The following is a 26,228-nucleotide window of genomic DNA, read 5'->3' as shown; positions in this document are numbered from 1 at the left end:
CACCGAATAAACCATCGATCAAATATGGAACTACCGCTTGTGCAGGAAAAACCCCGGCGCACCGGATTTGGTAAAGTAATTAAATGGGTCTTCATCGGCTTCAACATACTCATGTTTATCTGGGTGGTGTTTGGCCTGGTCAACGCGCCGGATGAGGTAGCCGCGGCTGGTAACGAGCGTCAGCAGGAAGACGAAGCCGTGTACGCGGGCATTGGTCTGATCGCGCTGCTGCTCGTATGGGCGGTTGGGGCTGGTCTGCTCGGTATTCTGCTTCGGCTTACCCGGCCCCGGTTGTCGTAGGAGGGTCAAAGACTGGTTCAGTCTGGCGAAGAATTTGCTGGGAGATAACCGAAACGGCAGCCCCGGAAATGCCAGTTGTTTGGATTCGAAAGGGATTAGTTGGCGCTAAACCATTCGGCAACAACAGGTGGGATTCATTTGTCTGGCAGCAGTCGTTGTTTTTATACGGTACGCTGTCAGCCAGGCCAAGGCAAACGGACAGTCGGCCGGGCTCAACCCGCGTCGGCTGGTGTGTTTGGGCAGGGCGTATGCTGCCAGTCAGGCGGTTGCACGCTTGACTCGTGCCAGGTCTGACAAACAGAAAAAAAACGAATAAACGAGTCGTACTATAGCGAACGGGTAAACGATCATACTGAGTAAGCGGTAGGCCACAGCCCCCTGCCTCATTTTCTGAACGGGAAATGATGGGGGTGTGGCCTAAACGTGCGTTGTTAATACAGAGGAAATCTGGATTAACCGGTTTTGGCGTACTTTTGTCAGTATCGCCAACTAATCCGTTTTTTCATGAATCAACAACTACGTTCGTTTAGCCGATTATGGCTATGGGTACTGGCCTTGCTTTGCGCGCAGACAGCGCAGGCACAGGTATCGCTAACGTCAGGAAACCTGACGTACACGCAGGATTTCAATTCACTGGCTACGACTGGAACGACCAACACCTGGACTAACAACACAACGATTCCGGGTTGGGTGAGTACCCAGACAACGTATAATGCGAATACCGGTTCGAGTAATTCGGGTGCGCTCTACAGCTATGGATCCAGCGGTAGTTCAGAGCGGGCATTGGGATCGGTGGCTTCAGCAAGCGCTGCCCCTCAGTACGGGGTTATTTTTACCAACAATACCGGCTCGGCTATTGCGTCGCTCCAGGTTTCGTACACGGGTGAACAATGGCGGAATGGCGGTAACACAAGTGCGCAGAAACTGACAGTTTCTTACGCGACGGGTACTAATCTGGTAATTGGTGCAACCGGCACCCCCGTATCAGCACTCGATTTTACGACGCCAACAGTAGGCGCTACGGCGGCTGCTCTAGACGGAAATGCGAGCGCCAACCGAACCGCCATTAGCGGCACCATCACCTTCCCGACGCCCCTGGCTGCTGGTGAGCAGGTTTTACTGAAGTGGTCTGACGCTAACGACACCGGTAATGATCATGGGGTGTCTGTCGACGACTTGACTGTTACGGCTACGCTGGCCAGTAACGTGCCCACGGTAGCCCTGTCGATCAATCAGACTACGGCTACCGAAAATCCGGCCCAGACCGTTACCGTAACGGCTACGGCCTCGGCCCCCGTATCGGGCAACCAGACAATCGACCTGAGTGCTACCGGTACGGCTACCAATGGCGTCGATTACTTCCTGGGTGCCAACGGCAACGCGACAATTACCATTCTGGATGGACAGACAACGGGTTCGATTACGTTCACCATGATCAATGATCAGCTGGTAGAAGGTAACGAAACGGCCACGCTGACCATGACCAACCCATCGGCGGGTATTACGCTGGGTACACCCCTGGCGCAGACGATCACGCTGATCGACGACGATGCGCCATCGCTGGTGGCTAACCCCACCACGCTGTCGGGTTTCAGCACCCCGCAGGGAACGCCCTCGGCCGTTCAAACCTATGCCCTGACGGCCAATGGTCTGACTGCAGACGTTACGGTAACAGCGCCGACCGGCTATCAGGTTAGCCAGGATGGTACCAATTTCCAGGATAACCTCACCGTTACCCAGTCGGGCGGTTCAGTCAACGCGACCATTTCGGTGCGGCTGGCCGGCACGTCGATCGGCACGGTCAATAGCACCATCACCAACGTAAGCGGCTCGCTCAGCGCCGATGTAAGCGTCAGCGGTGGTGTTACGTCGAATAGCCCTTATACGCCTATTGCTACGGCCCGCACCAGCGTTGGTCAGACGGTCACGATTCAGGGCCGGGTAACGGTAACTAACCAGCTGGGTTCGCGCCAGATTTATATTCAGGACGAAACGGGCGGTATTGTAGTCTACAGCGGTCCGACCGGTACCGACCTGAGCACACTGGTGCAGATCGGCGATCTGGTGCAGGCCCGGGGCCCGATCAGCATTTTCAACGGTTTCACCGAGATTACCTCGTCGGCTGCTACGACGTTCACCGTCGTAACGGGTGCCGGCAACGTGGTACCGACGCCGGTCGCCATCACGCCCGATCAGCTGCCCAACTACCAGGGGCAACTGGTGACGATTACGAACGCCACGATCACACCCGTAGCGTCGACCTTCGTGGGCGGTACCAACTACACGATTTCGGCCGGTGGCCAGTCGGGCACGCTACGCATCAGTGCCAACTCGCCCCTGGCCGGTGCCGGCCAGCCAGCCAACCCGGTTAGCGTAACCGGTATTGCCGATCGGTTTGTGTCGGGTGCTACCACACCTGGTACCAACGGCCTGCAACTGCAGCCCCGTATTCTGGCCGATGTGCCGGGCGCTACGCCCGCGCAGGATCTGACCTGTACGGTAGGCACGACCAGCGCACTGGGTACCGATCAGACCCTCGACATTGCGGCCTGGAACATGGAGTTTTTCGGCGCCGATGCCGGAACGATTATCTGCCCCAATGGCAACCTGAACTATAACGACATGGGGCCGACCAACGAGGACCTGCAGCAAAGTAACGCCGTTACGGTGCTGGGCAAGCTTAAAGCCGATATCGTTGCCGTAGAGGAAATCAGCGATATCAACCGCTTTGCCGCAGCCGTAGCCGCAATACCCGGCAGTTACAGCTATAGCTGTTCGAACCGCTTCTCGTACTACTTCCAGAATGATTGCGATCAGACGCCAACTGGTAATCCGCCAACGGTATTCGGGCCAAGCAGCCTGGCGCAGAAAGTATGTGTGATTTACAACAAAGCCACGGTAACGCCCGTGCTGGAAGAAACCAAACCGCTGCTGGATGGCAACTACAACTATCCTGCGGCCAACAACTGGTCGTCGGGCCGGCTGCCGTTCCTGTTTGTGGCCGATGCAACGATCAACGGCGTAACCAAGCGCGTGCACGTGGTGGCTATTCACGCCAAGTCGGGTAGCGCTACGGCCGATTACAACCGTCGGGCGCAGGATATCATCGACCTGAAAGCCGCTCTCGATGCCAATTACCCAACGGCTAATCTGGTCATTCTGGGCGACTACAACGATAAACTGAATGGTTCGATCGCCACTGGTAAACAATCGTCGTACCAGCCGTTTGTCACGGATGCGGCCAACTACAGCCCGCTGACGCTGCCCCTCGAAAACCAGGGTTGCTCGACCTTCAACTCGTCGGCCAGCTTTATCGACCATATCATTATCTCGAATGATCTGGCGCCGGCCTACGTGAGCAATTCGACTTACGTACTGCAGCCGTTCAGCATTCCGAACTACGGCAACACCACGTCGGACCACAACCCGGTTATCTCGCGCTTCGACCTGACGAAACTGGTTACCCCAACGGGTTCATTTGCGATCACGGGTGCCAGCGTGGTCAACTGCCAGCAGGTGTCGGCTACCGAACGCTCGCTGACCTTTACGCCCCAGTACACCGGCACCGACGGCAGCGCCATCACCTTTCAGGTGGTGAACGAGCTGGCGGCTACCACGGCTGCGGGCCCTTATACGCTGCGGCTCTACACCGACAACGCCACGATTCAGCTGCGGGCCACGCAGGGTGCCACGACTTCGACGTTTGCCTACAACTGGCTGGCTGCCTGCACTACGACTACGCCGACCAATCCGCCAACGGGCTCATTTGCGATCACGGGGGCCAGCGTGGTCAACTGCCAGCAGGTATCGGCTACCGAACGCTCGCTGACCTTTACGCCCCAGTACACCGGCACCGACGGCAGCGCCATTGCCTTCCAGGTGGTGAACGAACTGGCGGCCACCACGGTTGCGGGCCCTTATACGCTGCGGCTCTACACCGACAACGCCACGATTCAACTGCGGGCCACGCAAGGTGCCACCACGTCGACGTTTGCCTATAACTGGCTGGCCGCCTGCACCACAACTACGCCGACCAATCCGCCAACGGGCTCGTTTGCGATCACGGGGGCCAGCGTGGTCAATTGCCAGCAGGTATCGGCTACCGAACGCTCGCTGACCTTCACGCCCCAGTACACTGGCACCGACGGCAGCGCCATCACCTTCCAGGTGGTGAACGAGCTGGCGGCTACGACAGCTGCGGGGCCCTACACACTGCGGCTCTACACCGACAACCCGACCATCACCTTGCAGGCAACGCAGGGCGGCACCACGTCGACGTTTGCCTATAACTGGCTGGCGGTATGCAATACCAACGGCCGGGTTGGCATAGCGGAGTCGACCGAACCGCTGATGATTCAGGTGCTGGGCAACCCAATCCATAACGGACAGCTGTCGGTCGATGTGCTCGGTGCGCAGGGTCAGGCGCTGGAAATCCGGCTGACCGACAGCCGCGGTCAGGTGCTCGATACCTTCCGCAGCGGTCAGGCTGAGGCTGTGCAGCACCACACGTTCGACGTGAGCCGCCAGGCAGCGGGTATGCTGCTGCTGCGGGCGTCTACACCGACCAAAGCGCAGCTGATCAAAGTGATCAAGGTTAATTAGGCAGGCCCACTCCTAAAACGGCGAAGGCCCCAACCACCGTGGTTGGGGCCTTCGCCGTTTTAGTGAAAAACCGGTCGGTCAGAAAACAAGGTTGTCGATCAGGCGGGTCGTACCCAGATAAGCGGCAATGCAAATGGCCGTCTGGCCGGGCGCCAGCACCTCATTGGCCGGCATCAGCGTGTCGGCATCGGCAATCTCCACGTATTCGAGCCGGAAGCCGGGGCGGCTGTTGAAAAAGCCCGTTACAGACGCTTTTGCCTGCGAGGTGCTCTGACCCTCGCGCAGCAAATCCTGAGCCAGCGTGAGGGCTGTAAAGATGGCGGGTGCCTGTTCGCGCTCGGTTTCGCTCAGCAGCCGGTTGCGCGACGACATGGCCAGCCCGTCGGCTTCACGCACGGTAGCGCACCGAACCAGTTCGATGGGGAAGTTCAGATCGCGGATCAGCCGCCGGATAACGGCCACCTGCTGCAAATCTTTCTGTCCGAAAAAGGCCCGGTGGGGCTGTACGATATTGAACAGTTTGGACACGACCAGCCCGACACCATGAAAATGGCCGGGCCGAAAGGCGCCTTCCATTACCGTTTCGAGGTCGCCGAAGCTGAACCGGATCGTGGGCGGTTCGGCATAGATTTCATCGACCGCCGGGGCAAAAACAAGGTCGCAGCCCGCGGCTTCGAGCATGGCACAGTCGGCCTCCAGCGTGCGCGGATATCGGGCCAGATCGTCGGGATTATTGAACTGGGCGGGGTTGACAAAAATGGTACTTACCACCACATCGGTCTGGGTCCTGGCCTGCTCGATGAGGGCAATGTGGCCGGCGTGCAGCGCACCCATAGTGGGTACCAGGCCAATGGATTGGGTAGAACGAAGGGTATCGAGGTGGCGACGAAGTGCGTGTATGGTATCGAAACGTAGCATGGCAGACAGGCTGTGATTGCGGCTGCAATGATACGGGATCGGTATCTTTTATGGCCAAACTGTATTGAAATACGGAAAAAAATTGTATAATTTTGCAAGTTTTTCGGTCATCTCAACAACACACCCCGCCCGTTTCTATGAGCAAATTACGAATCCTCTATGTGGCCAGCGAAATCAACCCTTTCCTGAAAACATCCGACGTCGCCGACTTTGTCCGCAAGCTGCCCCAGGCGATGCAGGAGCGGGGAATGGAAATTCGCATTCTGGTGCCACGTTTCGGACTCATCAACGAACGCAAGAACCGGCTGCACGAGGTGGTACGTCTGTCGGGCATCAACATTGCCGTTGGCGATGAAGAAAAGCCGCTGATTATCAAAGTTGCTTCTATTCCAACGGCCAAGCTGCAGGTCTATTTTATCGATAACGAAGACTATTTTCAGCGGAAGTACGTCTTTCATGACAAAGAAAACCGCTTCTACGACGATAACGACGAACGCGCCATTTTCTTCTGTAAAGGTGTGCTCGAAACGGTGAAAAAACTGGGCTGGGCCCCCGACATCGTTCACTGCAATGACTGGATGACCGCGCTGATTCCGCTTTATCTGAAGACGACCTACAAGAACGATCCGATGTTTAAAGACACCAAATCGGTCTTCACGGTATATAATAACTCGTTCGAGCACCGCTTCGAGGGCGACATCATCGAGAAAGCCCGTATGATGGATATCGACGATTCGATGCTGGCCGAACTCAAAACGGCCGACTTCCCCGGCTTTATCCGGATTGGCTGTACGTATGCCGATGCCGTGGTGCGGGCCGAAGAAGAGTCGAGCGAGAGCCTGAACGCCATCCTGACCGATCTGCCGGAGCATAAATTCGACGGGGCTGACGATGAAGATGTTACGGAACGCTATTTCAATCTGTACACGCAGCTGGCTGGCTAGATTCGCTACGCAGCCGGAATGACACATTTAGGGAGACAGCGCCGGCAACGGGTAGCCTCCCAAACCAAAAAAGCCGGGTTTGCCGGCTTTTTTGGTTTACTTTACCTACGGAACGGCAACGTTTCCTGATACAATCCTGTGATAAACTGAAAACGACAGACAACCTATGTGTGGAATTGTAGCGTACGTCGGGCACCGCGAAGCGTGTCCGCTCGTGATTAAAGGGCTGAAACGGCTCGAGTACCGGGGCTACGACAGCGCGGGTATTGCCCTGATGAACGATCAGGGCCTGAAAGTTTACAAGAAAAAAGGCAAAGTGACGGCCCTGGAGCAGGAGCTCGACGGGAAAGACGTGCACGCCCATATCGGCATGGGCCATACGCGCTGGGCTACCCACGGCGAGCCTAACGACGTGAACGCGCACCCGCACTACTCGTTTCACCGGAAGCTGGCCATTATCCACAATGGCATCATCGAAAACTACGCAGCCATCAAGCAGGCGCTGCTCAAGAAGGGCCACACCTTCAGCAGTCAGACCGATACCGAGGTGCTGGGCCAGTTTATCGAAGACATCTGGGAAAACAACGGCGGTACGCTCGAAGAAGCGGTTCGGCTGGCGCTGCAGGAAGTGGTGGGTGCCTACGCCATCGTGGTCATGAACGAAGCCGAACCAACCCAGCTCATTGCCGCCCGCAAAGGATCGCCCCTGGTGATTGGGGTGGGCGAGGGCGAGTATTTTCTGGCCTCCGACGCCACGCCTATCGTTGAGTACACCAAAGACGTGATTTACCTGAACGACTACGAGATTGCCGTGATCAACGGTGGCCAGCTGCGGGTGATCACGCTCGACAATACCACCACCACGCCTTACGTGCAGAAGGTGGAACTGGAGCTTGAAGCCATTGAGAAAGGTGGGTTCGATCACTTCATGCTCAAAGAAATTTTTGAGCAGCCCCGTTCCATTGGCGATTCGATGCGCGGCCGGGTGAATTCGGAAGCCGGTACCATGCAGCTCGGCGGCCTGCGCGATTACCTCGACAAGCTGGCCAAATCGAAGCGGATCGTGATTGTGGGCTGCGGTACGTCGTGGCACGCGGGGCTGGTGGCCGAATATATTTTCGAAGAACTGGCCCGGATTCCGGTCGAAGTCGAGTATGCGTCGGAGTTCCGCTACCGGAACCCGATCATCAAAGAAGGCGATATCGTGATTGCCATTTCGCAGTCGGGCGAAACCGCCGACACGCTGGCGGCTATCGAACTGGCCAAGTCGAAAGGAGCCATCATCTTTGGCGTCTGCAACGTGGTAGGTTCGTCGATTGCGCGGGCTACCCACGCCGGAGCATATACCCACGCGGGCCCCGAAATCGGGGTGGCCAGTACAAAGGCGTTTACGGCGCAGGTGACGGTACTGACGCTGATGGCTCTGGCCGCAGCCAAGCGCAAGGGCACCATCTCCGACTCGCTGTTCCGGCAGTTGCTGGTCGAGCTGGAGAGTATTCCGGCCAAAGTGGAGAAGGTGCTGCAGGCTGCCGACAAGATCAAGGAAATCGCCTATATCTTCACCTACGCCCGCAACTTCATTTACCTGGGGCGCGGTCTCAATTTCCCCGTGGCGCTGGAGGGCGCGCTGAAACTGAAAGAGATCAGCTACATCCACGCCGAAGGTTACCCCGCTGCGGAGATGAAACACGGTCCGATTGCGCTCATCGACGAGGATATGCCCGTCGTGGTCATTGCAACCAAAGACAGCTCGTACGAAAAAGTGGTATCGAACATTCAGGAGGTAAAAGCGCGCAAAGGCCGCGTGATTGCCATCACCACCGAAGGCGACACGCAGCTGCCCGGCATGGTCGATTTCACGATCGAGATTCCGAACGTCCACGAAATGCTGATGCCGCTGGTGTCGGTGGTGCCGCTGCAACTGCTGGCCTACGACGTGGCCGTCATGCGCGGCCGCAACGTCGACCAGCCCCGCAACCTGGCCAAATCGGTCACGGTAGAATAAGGCGGTTTACAGTTTTCGATATCCGGTTTACGGTGGCTCCCGGAGCTGCCGTAAACCGGATATTTTTTGGGGTTAGTTTACGGCTTGTAAACGGGGAGAGCCATCGCAATTCATGACATACGTTCGTCCTCGAATTTCAACTGTTTTGTTGCAGGGGCAGCAATTGGTAGAGTTTTGTTCTCTGATTTCGTGTGTACGACCTGTGGCGTCATAGGCCTTATAGTAGCGTGTACATATATCACAGCCTTCACTATCCTTTATAATTGTCAAATCACCTACAGGGCGTGTGTTGCCGAACCCTCGGCGTACGCTTACAGATTTGGCAGTCGGACTAGGTTTAGTATCTTTAGCTTCGGGTTGGGGGGGGGCTTGGTTTGTTTTGGGGGGCTTCACCGTTGGTTCAGCGGTTTGAGCCGGTGGATCAACGAGGAGCGTAAAGTTAGCTTTCGGATTCTGGCACAAAACAGCTAACATTCGATTTCTTACGTCTTCTACATCGCTCATTGCTTTGTAAGACTTTCCATTCAGGGTATAAGTGTCTGCTGAACCATTGGGGATAAAAATTAAAATAGAGTCCTTTGCAGCTTTTGACTGAACATGACTCGAAATATCGGCTCCGGCATTTTTACCCGTATAAGGTTTCTCGAAATCTTTTGGAATACTTAGTTCTTCGAGGTTTTTATTGATCAATCGTCCTATAACTTTTGGGTTACTGACATCCTTTGATCCGCCTTTTTCGATATTCGTCTTTAGTGAAAATTCTTTGTTTAAATCTGGACGGTACAGCGCTGGTTCCAATATAATTGTATTGGCGCAGTCTTTGTTTTCGGAGATTAAAACTGCACATAATTCTTGAACTATTTCGGGTAGGTGTCTATCCTCATCTTCGTAGTTTAGCGCCAAGGAATCAGCCAAAACTATTTTCATGTTAGTTTTTATAGCTGCTTTTTCTGAGTCATTGCCAGAAGGGCATTTTGCAGCCAAAAAGACTATTGTAGAAAGCAGGGACACTGTCGTAATATTTACTCTCATGGTCTATAAATCAATTAGTTTGTAAAATTTCAATTTGTCTACCCAATCCCGCTTTTGCGGTAAATCCCTGTGCATTGTAAGGTTGCCGAACAACTAAGTTGGCCAACTCATTATCCGTTAAAATTCCACACGTCTCAAGATAGAACCTGCCATCTTTATTCTTGTATATTTTGTGGTTTCCAGACGTGTCTGGCTGGATTTCTAAATTTATACCCTCCGGAAATAAAGGTTGCACGATTGGGCCGGTCTTGTCCTTAAAATCAACTCCTCCACTGGAGACATATCTGCTGTATTCTGACTGTATCTTGTAATTAAATCTTGAAGTGTATAAAAAATATCCAGTATATGCAACGTGTAATATTGATCCTAGAATGTAACATACTAATACCGCGCCTGCTATAGCGTCAGGGGTCATGTATGCATCGTAAAAAAAGTAAAATTTAAGAATGCCGGAACTTAGTATCAATACATAGAAAAAGTAGGTGTACGTGTTGTATTTTTTTATTTTTCTCCTTAGGTCTTCCTTTAAAACTTCTTTGTCTGCATTAACAAGCTCATTTCTGTGTTTGCATATTTTATCGTGCCATAGGTGAGAAACGATTGCCAAGAAAATGTCAATAAAGACAGCAGCTAGAACAGCTTGCCATAATACGCCCTCATCAATTCCGTAAATAGTTGGTATAATTTCCAGTGCCAGAATAGTAAAGAAAGCTATCATTTGTGTTGGATAACCTATCGTCTCAAAAAGGCCGGGTAAAGCAACGCCACCAAAAGTGCGTTTACTCTTATTTGTATAAAGCCAAAAATTTTTGGTTTCTTTCGACGGTACAAAATCTTGGCCTGGGGGGAAACTAAACTGTTTAAAGCTTAACATGGGAAAATAAGATTTAGGTTGACGTTATGAAAAGAATGAATTACTGTTTTATTATGGGGCGCACCACAGGTGGGTTCTTGTCACTTATTATGCGTAGATAATACTGACCGGCCGGCTGAGCGCTTAGCTGAAACTGATCGGTCTGTCGGTAGGTCGTTGCCGTGCGGTTCGCCTGCTGGATAGTGCGTCCAGCTGCGTCGACGATCTGCAGAGTCACCGCCTGTCGTGTTGGCGAACTCCAGTCGACCGTGAGATCACCAACCGTTGGGTTTGGATAGGCAACGACTGTAATGGGCTCCAGAAGGGGTTGGGCTGCCAGCGGTGCCCGTACCTGCAGGGTGTAGATGTTGCCGTTGTCGCCGGCCCCACAGGCACTGCGCAGCCCACTGATGGCAAAGGTCTGGGTACTGGTTGGCCGAACCCACGTGATGTATAGTGAGTCGCTGGTGGTGATGCCTCGCCCGGCCCAGTTCGTAAACGTCCAGGGACCGTCGCCGGAGAGCCGGATACGAATGGCGCTGCTGTCGCCTGGATAAATAAAATCATCACCGGAAAGCCGGGCAATGGCCCGGGTTGCTACCCGTACCTGGATACTGCTGGCCTGACTCTCACAGCCAAAGCCATCTTTCTGGGTCACATAATAGGTGCGCACGCCTACCGAATCCGTACGGGGTACGGGTGCCGTCGGTATGGCACTGGACAGGCTGGGGTCGTAGTACCAAACCAGCTGTCCGGCAGCCACCGCCTGCAGTGGGCTGGCGCTAGTGCCTACACATACATTCATGGTAGCCTGTACCGTTGGCGTGGCGGGTTGCGCCCGAACGGTGTATACAAGCTGGGCGGGTGGGCTGGTGCATCCCCCGGCTCGTTGGTAAACCTGGTAGGTAAAGGTGGCTGGTTTGTCGGTGGCGGGGGTGGGGGCGGTTTCGCTGATCCCCGTTATACCCGTACCCTGCCAGATTAGCCCCACGTTGGGCGAAGCCGTTAAGGCGGTGGCGCGGGCAAACTGGCATACAGTCTGATTCGCAACGACCGATGGGGCCGATGGTGGGGCAATGGTGATGGCCCGTATGGGTTGACGCAGGCTTTCGCAGCCAGCGGGGTCGGTCTGGGTGGCGTAGGCTGTAAACTGGTTGGGAGCAGCCGTTGAAAAGGCAGGTGGCGTCTGAGCGCCCTGTCCCGATGTCGCATCGACATACCACCTGATGTTCGTGCCGGTAGCGGTGAGGGAGCGGGGTGTCTCTCCCACGCAGTAACGCACGTCGGCAGCAGTGGGAGCAGCCGGTGCTTGTAAAATGGTGATCGTAGTGCTGGCACGGGCTCCTTCACAGCCATTGATGGTCTGGCTCACGGCGTATGAATAGCTGGTAGCGCTCTGGGTATTAACAACTGGTGCAGCGGCTAACCGGCTACCCTGAAAATACCAGGTCAGACCCGATCCGTTGGCCGTTAGTGGGCCAGGACTGCTGTACTGGCACAGCGACCCTGTCTGGGCAATACCCGGCGCCGATGGATTTGCATTGATGGTGGCTTTAACGGTACCACGCGGACTTTCACACCCGTTACTGGTCTGCGTGGCGTATGCCGTCTGCTCGCCTACCAACTGGGTATTTACGGCCGGGCCCTGCGTTGAGCCGCTACCGCCATTGGCCGAGGTGTACCAGAGAATACCTGGCAACGCAGTCGTGAACTGAGCTGTACTTCCCTGACAGGCTGATGGGCCTACGATCATGGGCGCGTCGGGGAGTGGTTTCCGGACTACGTTGATCGTGGCCAGGTCGCTTTCACAACCTCCGATCGTTTGCGATACGTAATACACACTCGACTGCGTATTGGAGGGGGTTGGCGCTGACGTATACGACTGGTTGGTATTAGCCAGATACCACGTGATAGCTGTACCGCTCACAGTCAGCGGACTGAGACTGGCTCCAGCACAAAAGCTGACATCAGTAACCGACGGGGCCGGGGGTCTGCTGACGAGCAGACTGGTGCTGTTTACACTGACCAGTGTGCTGTAGTCGACCACGCCCGGGGTAGTTGGTTTGAGAATAACCACCCGCATCCGATAGGCGGAGCCGGTCTGTAACGTGGTTGGCAACTGAACGCTGATGGGGCTACCGAAGCCAGTACCCAATACCTGCGGGGTCGCAAAGCTACCGCCGGCATCGGAGAGTTGAACCTGATACTGGACAGAAGCGGGCAGGGGGCTATTTGTTGAAAACGGTACGGCCAAACTGGCACCCGGGCAGTAACTCCCTGTTAAGGGTCCCGTTGTCAGTGCGAGTTGATTTAATGAAATCTGGGCCGAGCCGCTTACGTTAGCGCTGTTGCCACAACCACCGGCATCGCTGAAGTTGCTGATGTAGTTGTTGTTGTAACTCATCGCCGAATAAACCGTTGGGGTAATGGCTACGTTGCTGCTACTGGTTGTTGCTGTACGGACCACGGTCGATCCGCTGGCCGTAAAGTCGAGGTAGGAGAATATATAAGGGGGGGTGCCTGTCAGACTCAGGAGTACGGTTGCCGGCGATCCGGGTGTGGTAACCGAATTGCCCGATATAGTCATCGTGGGCAATGCCCTCACTGTGAATATACCTAATTGGCTCGACACACCTGTCGAACTAGCAATGCGGTAGTAATAGGTGCCGCCTGTGAGCGAGGCTGGTAATGAGGTTGGTACCGCCGTTGTGCTGGTTGTGCCCAGCGATGTCTGCACCACCGAGTTAGTTGCGTTAATGATCTGGGCGGTGAAAGTCGTTCCGGTTGGAAACGTGCCACCGAGTACACTGAATGGCAGACTGTAGGTTGCTCCGGCACAGTAAACGCCAGATAAATTGGTCGTTGCCAGTGTTGGGTTGCTGCTGCGCACGCTTATCGTCGTCGTCGATGTGCCCGTCACGGTCTGAAGCAGGCCCTTTGTGGCAACCATAAGCCGATAATCCCCATTGCTGATACTCGTTGGAATGGTGGCTCTCAGAAAGCGCGTTCCGCCAAAACTGGCCGCCCGTTTTTCGCGCCCGCTATTCTGGTCGGTCGGGTTAAGAAGCGAAATCGCATTCCCCGATGCGTCGATCAGATAAGCTGTGAATCCGTTTACCACCAGATCGACCGGGTACGTGCCGGCACCGGTAACGTAGGGTACAAGAATTTCGGTGCCCGGAGCGACCTGTGCCGGTATGCCACTGGTAAGCGTGCTGATCGTCAGTTGCTTGAGGGTGATGCTGATTGAGCCCGTAACCAACCCGCTGAAGTTTTTGATTTTGGTCGCATCAACCACCATGCTGCTGGTGGGGCGAATAAAGAAGTAGCCGTCGTTGGTCACCGTCACGGTTTTGTTCTCACCGGGCGAATCGATCTGGAACGATTTAGTACCAAAAGCGCCAAATTTGGCGTAGATAGCAGCATCGCCGTATTGGGTGCCTACCCGGAAAACATTTCCGTCGAAGGCCTCGTCGGGACTGGCCGATGGGTCACCGTAGAAGAGTGATAGGGTTGGCTGCTGGGCTTGACCAATACTGAAGTTGGTGAATAGAAATAACGCCAGGAACCAGAATCGATTTGTATAAACAGCCATAGGTTGAGTCGAAAGGGGTGGATAAGGTGTCGGTTTATCGGGTGCTGGATGTAGGGTTACTGGACGCTTTAACTTTATGCGCCCTGATCAGGAGTCTGATTCCGTCGATCAGCAAACCACCCCCTAGGGTAGCACCTCCATACACACCGTAGATACCCGGCTGTGCGTAAGCATTGAAGGATACCGGCGTTGCAGGGGCTGCTCCCGGTTGCTGTGTTAGCGTCTGCCAGACAGCATATTCAGCATTGAGTACCGTCAGCTTCGCCGTGTAGGTATTATAAGTGCCTTTCAGTTGGCTATAGCCTGCATAACTGGCACCCAGGGCTGCGGTGCCCATCAGAATTTCGATCCAGGCCCTTGTACGCATGCGGGCTGCCCGTTTAGTTGCATCAACTACAGGGATCATGGGCGAAGGCAATGCTGATGAACCGTTCTTTTTACTTACGACGGCTTTACTGGGGCCCACCTTATCGAAAGGCAATTGCTGATTGTCGACCCGGGTAAAAATCAGGTGTTGATCGTAGTTGGTCAGTTCGATTGTGACGTGCTCCTGATCTGTTGATGCGACACTGCTGCGCAGATAAGTACCGGCTGGAATGGAGTAGGTCGATGATTGGTCAATGATCAGGTGGCGGCTGTTCCACTTGACAGTCAGCGAGTCGGCCAAACCATCGCTGCGCCGAAACAGGGTCGTGTTTGCCTTTAGCTTGATGGGCTTTTTGTCCGCCAGTGGAATCAGGATAGGTTTGGCAACTTCGGTGAGTCCTTCGCCAGGCTGTGGGAAGGCAAGCCGGGTAATGTAAGTGCGCCATTTGCCCGACGATTTATCGGCCCGCAGTTCCGCTACCCGATCGACCGGCTGGTACAGCGAATCGGAGTCGATTCGTTTACCTCTGAACGTCGAGGTGAAGAAGACTTTGACGTAGAAGTAGCCGTTGCCATTGCCCGTGCTACGCATCACCGACGAGGTAATCTGTTTACTGAAGGCGATGGTTTTTGTCGACGATTTGCCGTAGAACAGATTCAGGTCGTTCAGGTACCGATCAACCGGCAGGTCGGCTGTATTGGTGGCCGAGCGATGCGCTGGATTGATGTCGTCTTCGACAATGATCGCATCGTTGTAGAAGAGCTGATTCTGACTGATGTTGTAGCTGTTCTGCATGATCTGCGTCACCTCCGATTCTCCGTTGGACGAGTCTGTGATAGAAGTCAGCAGTGACTCCAGATTGGCAATGGTCGTTCGTGCCTGAAACGCAATCTCGTCGCGGTCGCGTTTAGGCAGGTTGTTGGTGTCTTTGACAACCTTGGCGATGTAAAATTTCGACGCCACATTCTGGGCCGCCAGTGGTGTCACGGCCAGAACCAGAAGCAGACATAATAAACGGGTAGTGCTGTTCATGGGCAGTTGGCGTAAATAAGAACCTGACGGGCACCATCGCTGCGGGCATAACCGAGTAGGTAGCCCGACGCGTTGTACACGTTGCGGTAGGTATAGGTTTGTTGTTGAGTAATGCGCCCGTTCTGCGTCTGCTCTACCGTAGTGGTGGCTACGTTATGGATCGCCGAATGGCCACCAAAGTCTATGTCGGGTATGCCCCGGAACCGGAGCTGTGTTTTAGTCCAGATGGGCGCCTGATCGTAGGTATAGGTACGGACTGTCTGCACGCCGTTGTTTACCGTCGTTTCATTCAGAAGTTGTCCCTGGCTATCAAATGTGCTGGTAACCAGTATGCTGCCAGGGTTCATTCGCTTTGAAACGACCTTGCCGTTGGCAATTTGGGCGGTGCTGACAGAGACATCCTGGTAATCCGTTAGTTTACCCGATGCGTTGAACGTATACTTCCGAAGGGTTTGCTGGCCATCAGTCTCCGAAAACGTCTTTAGCGAGTTTCCTTCGTACGAAAAGTCGTACGTGCCGGCAATCTGGCTCGACTGGTAATTCTTGACCACAATTTGTCGAAGCTTGTCATCGGCGTAGTTGTACGTGTAACTTTTGATGATGGGCAGCGAACCCGGAACGGTTTGCTGATCGACCCGCAGATTCAAATAATGATTGGCATCGTAAGCGTACGTCTGTCGTAACGCAGTAGTTAGTTTGCTGCCATTCCACTGCCGGTAGTAGCTTTCGGTCAATGCACCAAACGTATCGTAAGCGTAGGTCGTAGTGTCGCGGTTGCTCTCGTTGATGGTAGCAATCTGATAAATCTGACAGGTCGGCGGGATACCTGATCGAGGAATGGCTGGTTCCTGATGGCAACCGACCAGCGTCGATACCAGCAGTATCAGCCAGCTCATGTAGTAAGTAAAATAATCGGTTCTCATTGAGCAGGAAGTAAGGTTAACGATACACACCGGTTCAGCGCCCTGTTCGATTCGTTATCATTCGGAACGAGTGGTTGACGACTGCCAACGCCCGTTTTGATGAGCCGATCATCACTGATGCCCAGTCTGGTCAGGAAAGAGGCCGTCACCATCGCCCGATAATGCGAGAGTGTCTGATTGAGTTGTTCATTTCCTACGTTGTCGGTATGACCCGTGATGGCCAGTCGACTACCTGGCGTGCGTTTCAGATAAGTGGCCAGTTGCTTAAGGGCTGCCTGTGAGGGTTGGGTCAGTTGGTAACTGCTCTGTTCAAAGTAGATAACAGGCAGCGAATCGGGCGAAATGGGTTGGGTAGGTTCTGTTGTCGATAAGGATGCCGCGTTGACTGAAGAGGACCTGTCTCCTGATGCAGGGCCGGATAAACGCATAGGATTGAGTCCGCTGTGTAACCTCATCGGCTGGCGAACAAGCTGGCTGCCATACTGCGCCCGCAGTTCGTATTGGCCGGGCGACAACTCATACGTCGAGAAAAGCCCATCGCTCAATCGGATCAGCGTACGCTGTTGACCATTGATCTGTACAGAGCAGGTCGTTGCCCCGGTGGCTTCCAGGGCCAGAACGGTCAGCAGGCGCTGCATCCGTATTGAATGGTGTAGCCTGCGACCGTCCACCTGTTCGACCACGAGGTTGCCGGCATATGCTTGATAACCTGGTGCCGAGGCTTCAATGGCAACAATGTCTTTCTGGTCGAAATGGACTTCGATTGTGCCATCAGGGCGGGTGGTGTACTTCTTTTTTTGCCCATCTCTCGTGAAAAACAGATCAATCGATGCCTGAATGGGAGTATTGCGAAGCACATCGGTCACTGTAAACACCGCCAACTGACGGTTTGCTGGCTTGGCCTGGGTGTGGCTGGTATCGTTTTGGACAAAGCTGGTTTGTTCAATTTGAAGATACGTTTTGTCAAGGCCCTGGCCTGTGAGGGGAAGTAGCGGTAGTAGAACCCCAACAGCTTGGGTGGCAGGCCAGGCCGGTGTCGGTAGCCCAAGCTGTTGTGCCTGATAGCGATCGTGCCTGACAACAAGGCTAGTGGCCGCGTGAGGCAGTTGCACCCAGAACCGACCGGAGTCGTTGGTGGTACCGATCCGGGTAAGGCCGGTGGCATTGCGGGCAAAGATCTGTGCGTTGGCCAGCGGGCCCCGCGTAGCGAAATCGATCACGAGTCCGCGCAGTGGTACCCCCGCAGGAACAACATCCTGGGCGAAAGCCGATGACACCATCAGCACGAAAAGCACGGCTACCCGAATGACCACTGGCAGGAAGGGTTATTGAGCCGATACGCCGATAGACCCTAACAGCAGATTCCACTTGGTCTGGTTGATACCATTGCGGATGTAATCGATGGGTTTCAGTTTTACCCGAACGTTCTTTTGAACAACATCTTCATAGTGAACGTTGGCGCCGTAGCCTGTGAAGTGCTGTTCACCCGTAATGATGCCGTAGTAGTTGCCATCCTGTGCCTGCGACAGTTCCTTCAGGAAACTGACATCGGCCCATTCGATCTTGGTGGTTGTGTAGGGGAGCAGCTTCAGGTTATTGAGATAAGTGGCAATGGGCAAACGCCGGGATCCGGGCCGACTTTTTGACGTCACCTCCATCGTCGCTCCCGGCATGAACAGATCGACTGCATTCTGAATGGCCCGGTCGCGCAGGCTCATGGGCAGGTTCTTGTTGACAATCTGATTCAGATAAGAAACAAACTCATCAACCTTGTCTAAGGCTTTACGACGGTAATACTGCTGGTCGTCTACACTTAACGTCCACCGGCTCGATGTTACGGGTGCTTCGCTGCCCGACGGGTTTGCTGGCACTACAGGCATTGGAGCTACGTTGGTAACCGTACTCACGGGCGGGGCTATGTTCGTTGTGGTGGCTGGCGCGATGGGGCTGGGTACGGCGGCCGGCGTTTCGGTCGGTTCGGCCGCTGGCTGTTCCATCTTTACCGGTGTGGCCGCGGGGGCAGGAGCACTGCGCAAAGCAACTACGGGCTGTGGCGCAATTCGCTGGTACGCTTCCGCTAGGAGTGGCGCTAGTTCTTTGTAATCTTCTTTAAGCAGTTTATGGGTGTTAGTCCGGTATAGAATTGCCAGTAAATCATTTTTAGCCATCGAAGCCGATTTCCCATCGGCGGTCTTGTAGTTGACGATAGCCTCGCTCTCGTAGGCAATAGTGCCTTTTATGACGGTAAGTGGAATCGCCTTGATCAGGTAATCGAAGCCGTCGTTACGGGCGGGCTGCTCCTGAAAGGCTTTCAATAACTGACGTGCTTCGGCTGTATTGGCAGGCAGGTCGCTTAAAACCAGCAGTTTATTGTTTTCAAAGGCAAACAGGATATTCTCCCGTTTGAATGTTTTAACCTGATTCTGGTACGAAAAGGAAACCTTTTCGTCGGTTACATCTGTAATCCGTGCCTTTTCGAGCCGACTACCGTTTGCCGTGTAGACGGCATCCTGGGCCGATAGCCTGAGCGAAACACCGAGAAGGGCAAAAAAGAAAAGAAGTAGAGTTTTCTTCATAGAGTATGTGGTTTGTCGTTTAGCGCATCGTTTTGACAAGTTGATGCGTGGCATCAACGATAAAGGCTTCCAGGGCATCTTGGTCCAGCGTCTCATACGGTATAGCTCGCTGCTTGCGCCGAATTTTGTCGGTTATCTTCGGCAACGCAGGATTCAGAAATAGCCCCGACGACCCGATTTTTTTGTAAACCCCGGAACAACCGGTCAGGCAGGGAGTATAGTGCAGCTTGTACGAGCCTACGATTTCGTTCGTCTTGACGTGTATGAGCTTAAACTCGACCGACGCCCCGCGTCGGTCACTGTATTCCTCAATGATGCGCTGCTGCTCATTGGGTTGTACGTAGCATACATTGGTTGTGTACCCAATGGCGTTGTCGAGCCGAACCAGTTCTAGGATGAGATCTGTGTTGGTCAGCGAACTTATTTTAGAGTAGTCGGGGCGCTGGTTGGCTTCTAAAACTTCGTTAAAAAGCGCCCGGTCGCGAACGCTGAAGCCCTCCCGAAAAAGTTGTTTTTCAATCGCGTTGTAGAGCGACACTTCGTCGTATTGGAACGCGTCGTATGGACCGTCAGCTCCAACTCGTTTGACTGTCTTCTGCTGGTAAGCTACCTGGTCAATGGGGGAGTTGCCGTTGGCCTGCGTATTGGTGATACCCTTACGGGTATTCGGAACGCGTAAAACGATACGTGGCGATTTGTTGACAAGCATGATCTCCGTCAGTACATCTGCGGAGGTGAGTTCCGGCGCTTTCTGCGAAAATCGTACTATGGCTTTCTGAGTGCAGCCAATTTGAAGAAGGCCCACAAAGGCCATCAATACGTAACGAACGTTCACGTAGTTTATAGTATAAGTTGGTGTAGATAGTGCAAAAAATTACTCCTTCTCTGCCTGTTTGTCAAATCACTCATTCACACGCAGAATTTCTTCGGTAGTGTATGAATGACAGGACAGTTAATCAAAGGCGCAAAGAAAGGGAGTAAAAGAGAAAAGCCGGCTGTAAAATGGTCCTAAACCGATTTTTTCATATAAAGATTTAGTGTACGGTATGCAGCATGGTATGAAAAAATGAAAAAGTATGTCTGCAAACAAGACATACCTTTTCGATAAGTTTTATAGATAATTAGCGTCAACCAACAAAAAGGCTACACCCGGTTAATTTTCTCACCCATACTGCAACGGGGCGGTGGTGAGGGGCGTGACGGGCGTCTGGGCAGGTCGCCGGCCCTGCACATCGCCCAGGCGGACGTTGGGCAGGTGGGGCAGCACCAGCCGTCCGAAATAATCACACTCCTCGATCAGGGGGTAGCCCGAGAAAATAAAGGCCCGGATGCCCATGTCCATGTAGCGGTTCAGCTGCGCGAGAATCTGCTCGGGGGTACCTACGAGCGCACCACCCGCCCCCGAGCGGGCCCGCCCGATGCCCGTCCAGAGTATCGGCTCCACGAAACCGTCGTCGTCGGCGCGCTGGCGCAGTTCGTCCTGGCGCAGTACACCCAGCGATTTGCCGTCCTGCGTGCGCTGCTTGAGGGCTTCGGCCTGCTGGGCGTCGAAGCGGCTCATGAGGTGCTTGGTGTAGGCGCGGGCTTCGGCTTCTGTTTCACGCACAATCACGTGGATACGCAATCCGAAGTCGATGGTGCGCCCGTATCGGGCTGCCCGGGCCGAGACATCCTGCATGGTTGCATACAGGTTCTCTTCGGGCTCGGGCCACATCAGAAACACATCGCAGTGCTGGGCGCATACTTCGCGGGCCCCATCGGCAATCCCGCCGAAATAGAGCAACGGGCCACCCTGCTGCTGGTAGGGCTTTACAGGCGCTGCGGGCAGGTCGAGCGTACCATAAATCGGGCCTTCGTGCCGGATGCGATCCTGGGTCCAGCCCTGCCGCAACAGCTCGATGGTTTCAGCACAACGCTGGTAGCGCAGGGCACCGTCTTCCTTGTAACCCGGCAGATCGGAGTTGATGATGTTGATCGCCAGTCGGCCTTTGAGCAGGTGGTCGAGGGTGCTGATGGCGCGGGCCAGCATGGGCGGGTGGTACTCGCCCGTCCGGATGGCCATCAGCAGGCTGATGTCGGTGGTCAGCTGCGAGGCTGCGGCCGCAAAGGCAATGGGGTCTTGCCCAACCACGAAGGAGGTTGGCAGCAGGATATTTTTGAAGCCATGGCGCTCGGCCGTTTGCAGAATGGCCAGGCAGTGTTCGAAGCTGCTGCGCCGGTCGGGGTCGAGCTGACCCAGAAATTCGGTGTCGCCCCCGCAGAGGTCACAGAACCAGGCGATTTCGGCCACCCGGTCGGTGGTGCGGGCGGCAACGGGCAGAATAGGGGTGTTGAGCATGCGTGTACAGAATCAGGCAGACAGGTCAATGATCCGGCTCTCGAAGGGGCGCAGATCGCCGGCTGCTGCGGGGTAATTGGAAAAAAGCAGGGCGCCCCCGGGCAGCCCGTCGATCGAAACCGACTCGCCCGACAGGTTGGCCAGCACCAGCACGGCAGTGGAATCCAGCCGCCGTTCGTAGGCCCACAGCTGCGGATGGGCGGGCCGGAGATCGTGGTAGCTGCCCTCGTGCAGCACCGGCTGCTGTCGGCGCCAGTGGAGCAGGGCTCGGTAGTAGGCCAGCACCGACCCGGGATCGGCTTCCTGGGCGGCTACGTTGGTCGTTACATAGTTGGGGTTGACTTTTAGCCAGGTCGACGGGCCCGTGGTGAAACCCGCGTTGGGCGCGTCGGACCAGGGCATGGGCGTGCGGGCATGGTCGCGGGCAATGCGGTTGGCCGTTTCCAGAAACCGGGCCTGCCGTTCGGGCGATGGGTTGGGAGCAATCAGGGCCTGCCAGGCGTTTCGAATCTGGATATCGTCGTATTCGGTTACCTGGTCGAACGGCGTGTTGGTCAGGCCCAGTTCGTCGCCCTGGTAGATGCCGGGGGTGCCGCGCTGGGTGAGCAGCACGGTGGCCAGCAGGGTGGCCGACTCATAGGGAAACCGCACCGGGTCGCCAAACCGCGACAGCACCCGGGGGTTGTCGTGGTTGCCGAAATACACGTTTTGCCAGCCCAGATCGCCCAGTGCCTCGTTCCAGCGCGTAAAAATGGCCTTCAGCTCGACCAGTGTAAACTCGGGTGCGGGGTCCAGAAACCGGTGTTCTTCGCGCGGTATGGCGTGGTCGAAGTGGTAAATCATCAGCAACTCGTCCCGATCCCTGCCCACGTACAGGTTGGCCTGCTGCGCCGATACACCGAAGCCTTCGCCGATGGTCAGGCAGGGGCCGCCGTCGCGGTCGGGGTAGTGGGCCAGCACCTCGTGGTGCATCTCCTGCAGGAACTCGTGGATGCGGGGGCCATTGGCGTGGATGGTCAGGTCTCCGAAACGCCCCTCCGGGTAATCTGGAAACGCCTGGTCTTTCGATAAGAACGGAATCACATCCATCCGAAACCCATCGACACCCTTGTCGAGCCAGAAGCGCATCATCCGGTAGATGGCCTGGCGCAGCGCCGGGTTTTCCCAGTTCAGGTCGGGCTGCTTGCGGGCAAACAGGTGGAGGTAATATTCCTGGGTCTGCTCGTCGAACTGCCAGGCCGAGCCCGAAAAAAACGACTGCCAGTTGTTGGGCTCGCGGCCGTCGCGAGAGGGGCGCCAGATGTAATAATCACGGTAGGGGTTATCGCGGCTCTGGCGGCTCTGCTGAAACCACGGATGCTCGTCGGAACTGTGGTTGACCACCAGATCGAGGATTAGTTTCAGGCCCCGCCGGTGCACTTCGGTCAGCAACTCGTCGAAGTCGGCCATGGTGCCGAACTCGGGCATGATGGCTTCGTAGTCCGATACGTCGTAGCCGTTATCGGCGTTGGGCGACTGGAAAATGGGACTCAGCCAGAGAATATCGATGCCCAGCGCGGCCAGGTAATCGAGTTTGCCGATGATACCCCGTAGGTCGCCGATGCCATCGCCGGTAGCGTCGGCAAAGGAACGGGGGTAAATCTGGTAAATAACGGATTGCTTGTAGGTGGGCATGGCTTACCGCGGGGAGGAATGCGCCAAATGTACCAGGATTGGCCCGACAAACGGTTGGCACCGCCGGGTTTTTGACGACACCGCAGCCGGGTTTAGCCCGGTAGTGGGGTTGCTGACATGGGCCACCAGCGGTGGCTCCGGCAACCCCACTACCGGGCCGGATATCGGTTAACGGAACAGCTGATCGAAGGTGATGCTGGCGTAATAGAGCCCCCCTACACGGGCCAGGCCGTAGCCCTGGGCGTAATACTGGTTGAGAATGTTGGTCCCGCCCAGCTTCAGCGTCGATTTCAGGGTGGGTACCTTGTAGGATACCTGCGCATCGACACTGCTCCACGAGGGTAACCATACGTCGCCCTGGGTAGTGCCCTGTTCTACCCACATCCGGTCGGTCCAGCGGTAGGTGATGGTGGCGCCCAGCCGGTCGGTCAGGCGGGGGTTGGCCAGGGTGACGTTGTAGCGGTTTTCGGGCGAAATAAAGAAGTTACGGCCCAGCTGCGACACCTCGGGGTTACTCATCTTACGCTTGACGATGGGCTGCCCGGCCAGGTCGCTGCGGATGTTGCCGCGCGCGTCGCGCAGCGTAATCAGCCCCACCTGGTACGCGTAGTTGCCGCTCAGGGTATAGCCCTGGCCAAAGCCGTATTCGAGCCCGATGCCCGCGCCCCGCACAAAGATCTCGTTGGTATTGTTGAAGTTTACCTGCAGGGTGCGGTAGTTGGCCGGCGTCAGCAGGGCCTGGGTGCCGCCCCCGGGGGTCAGCAACTGCAGTACGTTCTGGGCCGCAATGAAATCGGTATAGCGGCTGGCGAAGTAAAAGGCGTCGACATAGAATTTGTTGCTGATCAGTGTTTTATAGCCTACTTCCCAGGTTTTGATTTTTTCGGTCGTAAAGCGGGTGGGGTCAACCGTAAACACCTGCGGGGGCGTGGCGGTGGTCGGGTTGCGCTGGAACGGGGTTACTTCGGTTTGCAGATAGCCCGGATTCTGATCGAGCCCGGCCGCCGAGTAGGCGAGGGGCAGCCCCCCCACCTCGCCCGCCAGCCCCGTGGCCGGTGCGGCAAACAGCTGACCCGGCGATGGGTTGCGGAAAGCTGACTGCCACGACGCCCGGATGTTATGCACCCCGGCGCTGAATACGGCCGAGGCCCGGGGCGTAAAGCCGCCCGACAGATACTGGTTTTTGTCGTACCGGATGGCCAGCGTTGGCTTCACCGTCAGCGGCCCAACGGCTACCTCTTTGGCTACCTGCAGGTAGGCACCGGTTTCGTTGACGGTGTATTCCGAACCATCGGCCCGGCGCGGGAAAGCGGTGCCGCCCGACTCCAGCACGTAATGCCGCAGACTGGCCCCCGCCAGCACTTCGGCTACTTTCAGCAGCGATGTGAAGTTGTACATGCCCTCGTAGTGCCACAGCTGCGAGTTATCGCGGAAACGCAGGCCGCGGGCTGTGGTGGAGCCGGGAATAAAATCGGTATTGAACGTATTGGCGTAGGCATCGCGCACCGTGTTGAAGTCAGCGGAACCGGGCAGGTATCGGCCCCGATCGGCCGTGGCCCGGGCCTCGCTGATACTGACCTTGTTGAGCACGTAGGCCTGACCAAACTCGGCACCCCACTGGTTCAGCGATTTCCAGCTGTTGTTGATGGCCCGGGCCGTCTGGCCGATGTTCCAGCCTTCGGCCTGCTGCTGGGTGGTGTAGGCCCGCACGAAGAAGTTGGCCCCTTTTACTTCGGCGCGGAACTGGTGGCGCTGGTAGTTGGGGAAATATTCGCGGAAGCCTGCCGTACGGATGAGGTTGCCGTTGCCGTAGTACCAGCCGATCGAGGCTTCGACCGACGGCGTCAGTTTGTAGTGCAGCGACACGTTGGCGCGGTTGTTAAACACCTTGCCGTTGTTGCCCAGCACGTCGAGCTCGGTGTAACCGGTTCGCGTGACCAGTTTGTTGCGCAGGGCCTCGTTAGCATAGTCGGCCGGAAACCGGAACGCGCCCCCGTTGTTGATATCGTCGCCGTACACGTTTACACCGTCGTACTCGAAGTTGGTGTTGGGGTTATTGTTGGGCTGGTAGCCGATACCGGTGGCAATACCGCCCCGGGTCGCATCGGTAACGAAGAAGCCCGTTCGGGCGCTGGTCGACCGGTCGTCGTAGTTGTCGGCAATGAAATCAGTGCCGCTCAGCCGCTGGAAATTAACTTTAAAGGCAAACCGTTCGCCCAGCTGCCGGGCATAGCGGATGGCATAATCGCCGTAGCCTTTGGGGCCAAAGCCTGTTTTGCCCACGTTGTTGACGCCCACCTTCACCTGGGCGCTGAGTCCCTGGTAGGTAAACGGACTCTTGCTGGTGGTGAGCATCAGCCCCTGCAGCGCGTCGGGGCCGTAGAGCGCCGACGATGCCCCCGGAATCAGCTCGATACTTTCGACGTCGAGGTCGGAGATACCGGCTACCGTACCGAAGCCGAAACCGAGGCCCGGCGAGCGGTTGTCCATACCGTCGGTGAGCTGCAAAAAGCGGTTATTGTTGTTGGCCCCGAAGCCGCGCACATTGACCGATTTAAAGCTCAGGCTCTGGGTCAGCAGATCGACACCTTTGACGTTCTGGAGGGCATCGAAGGGCGTGGCCGCCGGCGAATTGGCGAACTGACGCGCGCCCAGCTTCTCGACCGTTACAGCTGCTTTGCGGATGTCTTCGGGCACCCGGCTGGCCGACACCACGACCTCGTCGGTCAGGATGGCTTCTTCCTGCAGGGTAATGGCCAGCGACCGGAAGTTGTTGCTCAGCACCGATACCACTTCCCGCCGGTAGCCCACAAACGAAACTACAAGTTTCAGCGGTATGTCCCGGTCGGTGGTAAGGGTGAACTGGCCGTCGGGCTGCGAGATGGTGCCCGTATTGGTGCCCTGCAGCTGCAGGCTAACGCCGGGCAGGGGTTGGTTTTTTTCGTCGGTAACCCGACCCGACAGCGTTGTCTGTGCCCAGCTGGCCGACAGATTCAACAAACTGAATAACAGAAGTAAATGGAGTGTTTTCATAGCGTGTTGGTGGTGCCTCGTGCGATAACGTTACTG

The 26,228-nt window shown here is 55.8% G+C and carries 16 protein-coding genes; 4 read left to right on the top strand and 12 right to left on the bottom strand.

Annotation, left to right across the window (positions count from 1 at the left end):
* Window positions 1-24 precede the first annotated feature (24 nt).
* Together ACYVAC_RS15435 and ACYVAC_RS15430 are read left to right on the top strand one after the other, a co-directional pair.
* Window positions 25-300: a hypothetical protein gene (locus ACYVAC_RS15435; protein ID WP_461098642.1), complete on the top strand. Its 276-nt coding sequence runs from the start codon at window positions 25-27 to the stop codon at window positions 298-300.
* Between the two features lie 504 nt (window positions 301-804).
* Window positions 805-4,902, top strand: coding sequence for an endonuclease/exonuclease/phosphatase family protein (locus ACYVAC_RS15430; protein WP_461098641.1), 4,098 nt, complete (start codon window positions 805-807; stop codon window positions 4,900-4,902).
* Window positions 4,903-4,980: 78 nt separating this feature from the next.
* On the opposite strand, the gene panC is transcribed toward ACYVAC_RS15430, so the two are convergent.
* Entirely contained in the window at window positions 4,981-5,820 is an 840-nt protein-coding gene (panC, locus tag ACYVAC_RS15425; protein ID WP_461098640.1) for a pantoate--beta-alanine ligase, read from the bottom strand.
* A 137-nt stretch (window positions 5,821-5,957) separates the two neighbouring features.
* Between panC and ACYVAC_RS15420 the strand changes: the two genes are divergently transcribed.
* Both ACYVAC_RS15420 and glmS read left to right on the top strand, forming a co-directional pair.
* Complete coding sequence (locus ACYVAC_RS15420) at window positions 5,958-6,764, top strand: glycogen/starch synthase (protein ID WP_461098639.1); 807 nt, start codon at window positions 5,958-5,960, stop codon at window positions 6,762-6,764.
* Between the two features lie 166 nt (window positions 6,765-6,930).
* Window positions 6,931-8,769 carry a glutamine--fructose-6-phosphate transaminase (isomerizing) gene (gene glmS, locus ACYVAC_RS15415; protein ID WP_461098638.1) on the top strand — a complete coding sequence of 613 codons (1,839 nt, stop codon included), beginning with the start codon at window positions 6,931-6,933 and terminating at the stop codon, window positions 8,767-8,769.
* Between the two features lie 72 nt (window positions 8,770-8,841).
* Here the strand turns inward: glmS and ACYVAC_RS15410 are convergent, their stop codons facing one another.
* The 11 genes from ACYVAC_RS15410 to ACYVAC_RS15360 form a co-directional block, all read right to left on the bottom strand.
* Complete coding sequence (locus ACYVAC_RS15410) at window positions 8,842-9,801, bottom strand: hypothetical protein (RefSeq protein WP_461098637.1); 960 nt, start codon at window positions 9,799-9,801, stop codon at window positions 8,842-8,844.
* A 10-nt stretch (window positions 9,802-9,811) separates the two neighbouring features.
* On the bottom strand, window positions 9,812-10,675 hold the full coding sequence (locus tag ACYVAC_RS15405) for a hypothetical protein (RefSeq protein ID WP_461098636.1): 864 nt from the start codon (window positions 10,673-10,675) through the stop codon (window positions 9,812-9,814).
* A gap of 40 nt (window positions 10,676-10,715) precedes the next feature.
* Window positions 10,716-14,249: an Ig-like domain-containing protein gene (locus ACYVAC_RS15400; RefSeq protein WP_461098635.1), complete on the bottom strand. Its 3,534-nt coding sequence runs from the start codon at window positions 14,247-14,249 to the stop codon at window positions 10,716-10,718.
* 34 nt (window positions 14,250-14,283) lie between these two features.
* Window positions 14,284-15,648, bottom strand: coding sequence for a hypothetical protein (locus ACYVAC_RS15395; RefSeq protein WP_461098634.1), 1,365 nt, complete (start codon window positions 15,646-15,648; stop codon window positions 14,284-14,286).
* A complete protein-coding gene (locus ACYVAC_RS15390) occupies window positions 15,645-16,571 on the bottom strand; it encodes a hypothetical protein (protein WP_461098633.1) in 927 nt (308 codons plus the stop codon). The genes ACYVAC_RS15395 and ACYVAC_RS15390 overlap by 4 nt, the downstream gene beginning before the upstream one ends.
* The gene (locus ACYVAC_RS15385) at window positions 16,568-17,884 is read right to left on the bottom strand and encodes an OmpA family protein (RefSeq protein ID WP_461098632.1); all 1,317 of its coding nucleotides are present in this window, start codon (window positions 17,882-17,884) and stop codon (window positions 16,568-16,570) included. Before ACYVAC_RS15385 ends, ACYVAC_RS15390 begins: the two co-directional genes overlap by 4 nt.
* 12 nt (window positions 17,885-17,896) lie before the next feature.
* On the bottom strand, window positions 17,897-19,147 hold the full coding sequence (locus ACYVAC_RS15380) for a hypothetical protein (protein WP_461098631.1): 1,251 nt from the start codon (window positions 19,145-19,147) through the stop codon (window positions 17,897-17,899).
* Between the two features lie 19 nt (window positions 19,148-19,166).
* Entirely contained in the window at window positions 19,167-19,982 is an 816-nt protein-coding gene (locus tag ACYVAC_RS15375; RefSeq protein WP_461098630.1) for a hypothetical protein, read from the bottom strand.
* Between the two features lie 327 nt (window positions 19,983-20,309).
* The gene (locus ACYVAC_RS15370; protein ID WP_461098629.1) at window positions 20,310-21,485 is read right to left on the bottom strand and encodes an LLM class flavin-dependent oxidoreductase; all 1,176 of its coding nucleotides are present in this window, start codon (window positions 21,483-21,485) and stop codon (window positions 20,310-20,312) included.
* Window positions 21,486-21,497: 12 nt separating this feature from the next.
* Window positions 21,498-23,159 carry an alpha-glucosidase gene (locus ACYVAC_RS15365; RefSeq protein ID WP_461098628.1) on the bottom strand — a complete coding sequence of 554 codons (1,662 nt, stop codon included), beginning with the start codon at window positions 23,157-23,159 and terminating at the stop codon, window positions 21,498-21,500.
* Between the two features lie 168 nt (window positions 23,160-23,327).
* Window positions 23,328-26,192 (bottom strand): TonB-dependent receptor, encoded by a 2,865-nt coding sequence (locus tag ACYVAC_RS15360; protein WP_461098627.1) that lies wholly within the window; start codon window positions 26,190-26,192, stop codon window positions 23,328-23,330.
* Window positions 26,193-26,228: the final 36 nt, after the last annotated feature.

It is taken from the genome of Spirosoma luteolum (assembly GCF_054778875.1).
Note: the sequence above shows the minus strand (reverse complement) of the source record. Positions and strands in the feature narration are given on the sequence as shown.